Below are 7,550 nucleotides of genomic sequence, written 5' to 3'. Positions count from 1 at the left end.
CCTTGGCGGGGCCACGGAAGGTCAGGCACTCCTCGGGCACCCCGGCGGTCTTCACCACGCAGCCGTCCGGGGCCAGGTTGCCGTGCAGGATGGCCCCGCGTCGGCGAGGCGCGGCCGGCGGACGCCCGGGCAGGGCAGCCGGCGGGTGGTCAGGCGATGCGGCGGATGCGGCGGACGGCCAGCAGGAGCAGTAGCGCCGCGAGCGCGACGAAGATGCCGGCCTCGATGCCCTGGAACAGCCAGAACCGGCTCTCGGGCTGGTAGAGCCACCAGTTGTAGGCGCCCGGACCGAGGCCCAGGTCGGCGCCGCAGGCCCGCCCGTCGGGGCCCGTGGCACCGGGCGGGCAGATCACCTGGGCGTTGGGTGCGACGAGTTTGCCGTTGGCGTCGTGGACGCCGTTGGAGAGGATCCAGTCGCCTCTCCTGATGGCGAGCTCGCCGGTGGAGCCCTGCACCGGGTAGGTCAGCTCGCGGGCGGGCAGGTAGCGGGGCCTGGCCAGCGCGGCCACGGCGACGCGCAGGCCGAGGAAACCGACCAGCGTGCCGGCCATGGCGGGCAGCGCCCGGGGCCAGACGGTGCCGGCGAAGACGCCCAGCGCGACCGCGAAGAGGGTGTACCCGATCGGCACCACGCCCTGCATGTCGAAGAAGAATGCGTCGAACCGGCTCTGCCGCCAGCCCTGGTTGAGCGGGGTCAGCCACCAGGACATGCCCAGCCCGTAGGCGACGGAGACGAGCAGCGCGGCGGCTCCCACGAAGCCGAACTTGACCAGCGCCCAGCGTTGCCGGCTGACGCCCTGGGTCCAGACGAACCGGTGGGTGCCCTGCTCGACCTCGCGGGCGATCAGCGGGGCGCCCCAGAACAGACCGACCAGCAGCGGCAGCACGAGGAAGAGGATGCCCGCCAGGCTCAGCGTGCCGAACTGGTCGTGGAACTGGTTGAAGGCCCTGTCGCAGGTCTCGCCGAGCCCCGGCGTCGGGCCCGGGTTGCCCGCGGCGACGCACTTCGGCAGGCCGTAGTCGTCGAAGGCGTCGCGCATCGCCAGGCCACTGATGATCATGAAGGCGCCGAGGACCGCGAGCCCGCCCAGGGCGAACAGCGCGTCCCTGCGGTGTTGCCGCCAGGTCAGCCAGATCATGCCGGCACCCCCCATTCCTCGTGGCTGGCCTGCGCGTCGCCGTCGGCGAGGTAGGCCAGGATGACGTCCTCCAGGGACACGTCCCGCACGCTCCACCGCGGGTCGGCGATGGGCCCGTCGGCGCGCACCAGCAGGGTCGACTGCCGGTCGGTGTGGCTCGCCCGCACGACGTCGGCGACGCCCGGGATCGGCTCGCCGCCGTGCCGGGGGCCGATCAGGCGCCGGTGCGCGGCGACCAGGTCCTCGACCGCGCCGGCGAGCCGGACCTGGGCGGCGTTCAGCACGATCAGGTGGTCGCAGACCCGTTCCACGTCCGCCAGCAGGTGCGAGGAGAGCAGCACGGTGGTGCCGGAGTCGGCCACGCTGCCCATCAGGGTCTGCAGGAACTCCCGCCGGGCGAGCGGGTCGAGGCTGGCCACGGGCTCGTCGAGCAGCAGCAGCCGGGGTCGCTTGGCCAGGGCGAGGGCGAGCGCGACCTGGGCCCGCTGCCCGCCGGAGAGCTTGCCGACCGGCTTGTTCGGCGGGATGCCGAGATCCGCCAGGCGGGTACGCGCCATCGCCGCGTCCCAGCGGCGGTTCAGCCTGCCACCCGCCGTGATCAGCTCGGCCGCGGTGAAGTCCCGGTACAGCGGCGTGTCCTGGGCGACGAAGCCGATGTCGGCCAGCGCCGCCGGGTTGTCGTAGGGGGGCTCGCCGAACAGCCGCACCGCCCCGGCGTCGGGCCGCAGCAGGCCCACCGCCAGGTGCAGCAGCGTGCTCTTGCCCGCCCCGTTGGGCCCGACCAGAGCGGCGATCCGCCCGGCCGGCAGGCGGAACGAGCAGTCTCGCAGCGCCCAGTGTCTCCCGTACCGTTTGCCCAGTTGGTCGGTCTCCAGCACGGCCTCCATGGCGTGTCCTCTCATCCTGCCGACGTGGCGTTCTGCGGCGGGGCTTCGACCGGGAGCGTGGCCCGCATGGTCGTCTCCACCAGGGCGGTGATGTCCTCGGGCGTCAGTTCTGCCGCCTGCGCGCGGTGCAGCCAGGCCACCAGCTCCGCCCGCAGTTCGGCCTGGTTGGGCAGGGACGCTCCGGCGAGGGTGCGCCTGACGAAGGTGCCGACGCCCGGCCGCCCCTCCGCGAGGCCCTCGATCTCCAGCTCGCGGTACGCCTTCAGCACCGTGTTGGGGTTGATGGCCAGCGACTGCGCGACGTCGCGGACCTTGGGCAGTTGGTCCCCGGGGACCAGCAACCCCACCCGCAGGGCCTGTTTCACCTGCTGCACGAGCTGCATGTAGGTGTTCACCTTCGACCGGCCGTCCAGCACGAACTCGATCACCCGCCGCGCCTCCCCTGTTGTCTTACGACAGTAGGACTATAGAACAAGTTGGCGCCGACGGGAGCCCCCTTCGTCGACGTGCGCGCCCCTTCCGGCGGGGGAGGATGTCAGACCAGGCCGGCGACGGCACCTATCGCGGTGATGGCGACCGCCACCTGCTCGGCAGGAGGACCGTCGACCGGCCACGAGCCGTCCGGGCACTGGGTGGCGGTGAGCCGCCGGACCACCGCGCGGAACACGGGATGGCCCGGGGGCAGCAACGCCGTGCGCAGTGCGCATCCGGCGCGGGCGACGTCGGCCGGCGGGGCGTCGAGCAGCCGCCGCGCCAGGACGTCCAGTCCCTGGTCCGCCTCCTCGCGCAGCCCCACCGCCCACAGCAGGGCGGCGGCGAGCCAGGTGGTGGTGAGGCACGACGGCCAGGCGCCGGAGGCTTCGACGGTGTCGCGCACCGCCCGGGCGGCCCGCCCGGCCGCCTCGGGCCGGTCCAGGACCGCCAGGCACCAGCCGACGTAGGCGGGCAGGTAGAGCGGGTCCTGCGCCGGCAGGTGCCCGGTGTCCACGGCGGAGCGCACCGTGCCGTCCGGCGCGACCAGCGCGGCGAGCCAGTCGGCGCAACGGTCCACCCGGGAGTTGCACCGCAGGTCCAACTCGACGATCCGGGCGATCCGTTCGCACGTCGCCGCCACGGAGGGGGCGCCGGCCGACCAGGGTGCCGGGAAACCGCCCTCGGGAGACTGGTCGGCGAACACCGCGTCCGCCACGTCCAACGGCGTCGGCCACACCCCGGTCAGCACCGTCGCCAGTCGGTGCCCGTCGGACTCGTCACCGTGCGCGATCACCCACTCGACCGCCGCGTCCTTGTCGATCACGAGCCGACCCTAACCCTCACCCGTGCAGGTACGCGAGGACCGCCAGCACCCGGCGGTTGTCGTCGTCCGACGGCGGCAGCCCCAGCTTGCTGAAGATGTTGTTGATGTGCTTGCTGACCGCCTTCTCGGTGACGAACAGCCGCCCGGCGATCGCCGCGTTCGACCGGCCCTCGGCCATCAGGCCCAGCACCTCCCGCTCCCGCGCGGTGAGCTCCCGCAGCGGCTGTGCCGTCGCGTTGCGGGCGAGGAGCTGGGAGACGACCTCCGGGTCCATCACCATGCCACCGCCGGCCACCCGGCGCACCGCGTCGACGAACTGGTCGACATTGGACACGCGGTCCTTGAGCAGGTAGCCCACTCCCCCGCCACGGTCGGAGAGCAGCTCGCGGGCGTACAACTGCTCGACGTGCTGGGAGAGCACGAGGATCGGCAGGCCCGGCAGCCGGGTCCGGGCCTGCAACGCCGCCTGGAGCCCCTCGTCGGTGAAGGTCGGCGGCAGGCGCACGTCGACGACCGCGACGTCCGGGTGGTGCCGGACCAGCGCCGGCAGCACGGACGGCCCGTCTGCGACGGCCTCGACCACCTGGCAGCCGAACGCGTCGAGGATGCGCGTCAGCCCGTCCCGGAGGAGGGCGAGATCCTCCGCGATGACAACTCGCACGGCAGCTCCATGGTCACGACAGTCGGTCCGCCGGGCGGACTCGTCACGGTCATCGTGCCATCGAAGGCTGCCAGACGGCGTTGCACGCCCGACAGGCCGGTCCCGGAGTCCGGCGTCGCGCCGCCCCGGCCGTCGTCGCCGACCACCATGGTCAACCGACCGTCGCGGTACGCCAGCCGGATCCACGCCCGCGCCGCGCCGCTGTGCTTGGTGACGTTGGCCAGCGCCTCGGCCACCGCGAAGTAGGCCGCCGACTCGACCGCGGCCGGCGGGCTGCCCGGCAACGCGACGTCGAGCTCCACGGACAGCGGCACCGCCAGCGCGAGCGCCCGCACGGCGCCGTCGAGTCCGCGTTCGGCCAGCACCGGCGGGTAGATGCCGCGGACCAGGTCGCGCAGCTCGACCAGGGCGCGGCCGCTGGTCTCCTGCGCCTCGGTGAGCAGCCGCTGCGCCGCGGCCGGGTCGTCGGCCATCAGCTTCTCGGCCAGGCCGATGCTCATGCGCAGCGCGACGAGCCGGGCCTGTGCCCCGTCGTGCAGGTCACGCTCGATCCGGCGCAGCTCCGCGGCCTGGGTGTCGACCGTGTCGGCCCGGGTGGCGGAGAGCTGCCGGACCCGCAGCGCCAGCTCCTGCGCCCGGGTCGGGGCCAGGAAGAACCCGGCGAAGCGGAAGTGCAGCCACACCAGCCACTGCGCGACCGCCAGACCGGCGAACAGGAACAACCATCCCTGGGGTACGGACAGCACCGCCTGCACGAGGTTGTCCATCGGCCAGAACACGCCGTAGCCGTACCAGTCGACGGTGAGGAACAGGACCACGGGCAACAGCAGGACGCCCTCCAGCCCGTACACCGGCAGGACGAACGCCAGCAGGCAGGCCCCGCCGGTCACCATGCCCGGCATCAGCCAGGCGAAGTCCCGCCAGGTCGCCGGGTCACCGACCACCCAGCGGAACCGCCGCCAGGTGCCGAGCCGGGCGCCCTCGGGCGCCGGCGGGTACGGCGAGGCGATCGGCATGCCGTGCCACCCGGCCATCCGGCGTTGCAGCCCGGTCGACCACCGCACCAGCACGGTGACCACGGGGAACAACGCGAACCCGATGCCGAGGACCGGGATGAGCGCGAGCGAGACCACCGACAGCACGAACAGCGCCGCGTTGGTGGTCAGGCTGAGCAGGGCCACGGCCAGGCCCTGCACGGCGGCGAGCGCGCCGGGCCGGACCGACTGCCTGACGAACGCGCGTACGGAGCTGTCCACGGCGCCATTCTCCGGCACCGGTCCCACCGGAATCGGTGGTGCTAGCACCACCCACGTTCGGGACCTGACACCCCTGCCCCCACCCACCTCCGGCCGAAGGATCGAGACGTGACCACAACCAGGCAGGAGAGACCCGACATGTCCCGGCGGCAACGACTGGCCGGCCTACCGTCCGGCCGACGCACCAAGTACGCGATGCTCGTCTTCTGGCTCGTCCTCGTCGCGGTGGCCGGACCCCTGGCGATCAAGCTGACCGAGGTGCAGAACAACGACACCCTCGGGGCGCTGCCCGCCTCCGTGGAGGCCAGCCGCGCGGTGCAGCGGGCGGAGGCGGCGTTCCCCGACTCCCAGGCGCCCCTCGCGGTCGCCGTCTACGTGCGCGAGAGCGGGCTCACCGACGCCGACCGCGCGAAGGTCGACGGCGACCGGGCCGCGTACGCCGCGTACGCCGACGGCGGCCAGGTGCCGCCCCCGGTCCCGAGCGAGGACGGCAGGGCGGTGCTGGTGTCCTTCCCGGTCGCCGGCGACGACGAGCAGCGGGCCGACGCGGTGGCCGACATCAGGGACCGGCTGGCCGCCGACGCCCCCGACGGGCTGCGCACCGCGCTCACCGGCGAGGCCGGCGCCACCGAGGACGTCTTCGACGCGTTCGCCGGGATGGACACCGCCCTGCTGCTGGCGACCGCGGGCACCGTCGCGCTGCTGCTGCTCCTCACGTACCGCAGCCCGGTCCTGTGGCTGATCCCGCTCCTCACGGTCGCGCTGGCCAACCAGCTCGCCAGCGCGGTCGTCTACCTGCTGGCCGAATACGGCGGCCTGGCGGTCGACTTCCAGAGCCAGAGCATCCTCACCGTGCTGGTCTTCGGCGTCGGCGTGGACTACGCCCTGCTGCTCATCGCCCGGTACCGGGAGGAGCTGCGCCGGCACGCCGACCGGCACGCGGCGATGGCCGTGGCGCTGCGGAGGTCGATCGGCGCGATCTGCGCCTCGGCGGCGACCGTCGCGGTCGGCCTGCTGTGCCTGCTCGCCGCGCAACTGCCGGCCACCCGGGGCCTGGGACCGGTCGGCGCGGTCGGCATCGCCGCGGCGTTCCTCGCCATGACCACGCTCCTGCCGGCCGTGCTGGTCATCTTCGGGCGCTGGCTGTTCTGGCCGTTCGTGCCCCGCCACGCCCCCGACGCGGTCGTCGACGACGAGGCGTCCGGGCACGGGCTGTGGCGCCGGGTCGCCGGCGTCGTCGGTCGCCGCCCGCGGATGGTGTGGCTGGGCACTGCGGCGGCGCTGGTCGCCCTCAGCTTCGGCATCGGCAACCTCAGCATCGGCATGCCCGGTGACCAGTCGTTCACCACAGAGGTCGGCTCGATCACGGGCCAGCGGATGATCGCCGCGCACTACCCGAGCGGCACCGTGGCGCCCGCCGAGATCCTGGCCACCGCCGGCACGGCCGACCAGGTGGTGGCCGCCGCCCGTGCGGTGCCCGGGGTGGCCGAGGTCGGCGAGCCGCAACGCTCCCCCGACGGCCGGTGGGTGCGCGTCGCGGCCGTCCTCGCGGACACGCCGGACAGCGACGCCGCGCTGAACACCGTCGACCGGCTCCGCACCGCCGTGCACGCGGTGCCCGACGCGCAGGCGCTCGTCGGTGGGGACACCGCGTACCTGCTCGACGAGGAACGCACCGTCGGCCGCGACAACCGGGTCGTCGGCCCGCTGATCCTGGCGGTGGTGTTCGCCGTCCTGGTGCTGCTGCTGCGGGCCCTGGTCGCGCCGCTGCTGCTGCTGGCGAGCGTGGTGCTGTCCTACGTCGCCGCGATGGGCGCGGCCGGGCTGATCCTCGACGCCATGGGCTATCCCAAGCTGTTCGTCGGGATCCCGCTGCAGACGTTCCTGTTCCTGGTCGCACTCGGCGTGGACTACACCATCTTCCTGGCCACCCGGGCCAGGGAGGAGACGGCACGGCTCGGGCACCGCCGGGGCGTGCTGCACGCGCTGACGGTCACCGGCGGCGTCATCACCAGCGCGGGCGTGGTGCTGGCGGCCACCTTCGGCGCGCTCAGCGTGCTGCCGCTGGTGCCGTCGGTGCAGTCGGCCGTCATCGTCGGCGTCGGCGTGCTGCTGGACACGTTCCTCGTGCGCAGCCTGCTCGTGCCGGCCCTGGCGCTGGAGATCGGCCGCCGCACCTGGTGGCCGGGCGTGCTGTCGCGGCGGGGGTCACCGTCGGTCCGGGCGCAGTCGGTCGAGCCGGCTTCGGCGGGGGCGTAACGGCCGGCCGCCCGCCGCCGGGGGGGCGGCCCGGCCCAGAGCCGGTCGGGC

The 7,550-nt window shown here is 73.9% G+C and carries 7 protein-coding genes and 1 pseudogene; 1 reads left to right on the top strand and 7 read right to left on the bottom strand.

The genetic code is table 11. The features are described 5' to 3' along the window. From AB0L34_RS31910 to AB0L34_RS31880, 7 genes and pseudogenes are all read right to left on the bottom strand, one after another. Positions 1 to 97 (bottom strand): annotated as a pseudogene (locus tag AB0L34_RS31910) (dihydroxy-acid dehydratase); the annotation flags it as partial. Between the two features lie 52 nt (positions 98 to 149). After that, complete coding sequence (locus AB0L34_RS31905; RefSeq protein WP_363709155.1) at positions 150 to 1,139, bottom strand: ABC transporter permease subunit; 990 nt, start codon at positions 1,137 to 1,139, stop codon at positions 150 to 152. After that, on the bottom strand, positions 1,136 to 2,026 hold the full coding sequence (locus AB0L34_RS31900; RefSeq protein ID WP_363709153.1) for an ABC transporter ATP-binding protein: 891 nt from the start codon (positions 2,024 to 2,026) through the stop codon (positions 1,136 to 1,138). The genes AB0L34_RS31905 and AB0L34_RS31900 overlap by 4 nt, the downstream gene beginning before the upstream one ends. An 11-nt stretch (positions 2,027 to 2,037) precedes the next feature. Further along, positions 2,038 to 2,454 carry a GntR family transcriptional regulator gene (locus tag AB0L34_RS31895; RefSeq protein WP_357464228.1) on the bottom strand — a complete coding sequence of 139 codons (417 nt, stop codon included), beginning with the start codon at positions 2,452 to 2,454 and terminating at the stop codon, positions 2,038 to 2,040. A 107-nt stretch (positions 2,455 to 2,561) separates the two neighbouring features. Then, positions 2,562 to 3,323 (bottom strand): hypothetical protein, encoded by a 762-nt coding sequence (locus AB0L34_RS31890; protein WP_363709151.1) that lies wholly within the window; start codon positions 3,321 to 3,323, stop codon positions 2,562 to 2,564. 16 nt (positions 3,324 to 3,339) lie between these two features. Next, positions 3,340 to 3,984: a response regulator transcription factor gene (locus AB0L34_RS31885; protein WP_357464222.1), complete on the bottom strand. Its 645-nt coding sequence runs from the start codon at positions 3,982 to 3,984 to the stop codon at positions 3,340 to 3,342. Continuing rightward, positions 3,936 to 5,258, bottom strand: a complete 1,323-nt coding sequence (locus AB0L34_RS31880) for a sensor histidine kinase (RefSeq protein WP_363709149.1) — start codon at positions 5,256 to 5,258, stop codon at positions 3,936 to 3,938. Before AB0L34_RS31880 ends, AB0L34_RS31885 begins: the two co-directional genes overlap by 49 nt. Before the next feature lie 120 nt (positions 5,259 to 5,378). On the opposite strand from AB0L34_RS31880, the gene AB0L34_RS31875 reads away from it, so the two are divergent. Next, complete coding sequence (locus tag AB0L34_RS31875) at positions 5,379 to 7,499, top strand: MMPL family transporter (protein WP_363709157.1); 2,121 nt, start codon at positions 5,379 to 5,381, stop codon at positions 7,497 to 7,499. Positions 7,500 to 7,550: the final 51 nt, after the last annotated feature.

The sequence above is a fragment of the Micromonospora sp. NPDC052213 genome (assembly GCF_040679695.1).
Taxonomy (GTDB): domain Bacteria; phylum Actinomycetota; class Actinomycetes; order Mycobacteriales; family Micromonosporaceae; genus Micromonospora.
Note: the sequence above shows the minus strand (reverse complement) of the source record. Positions and strands in the feature narration are given on the sequence as shown.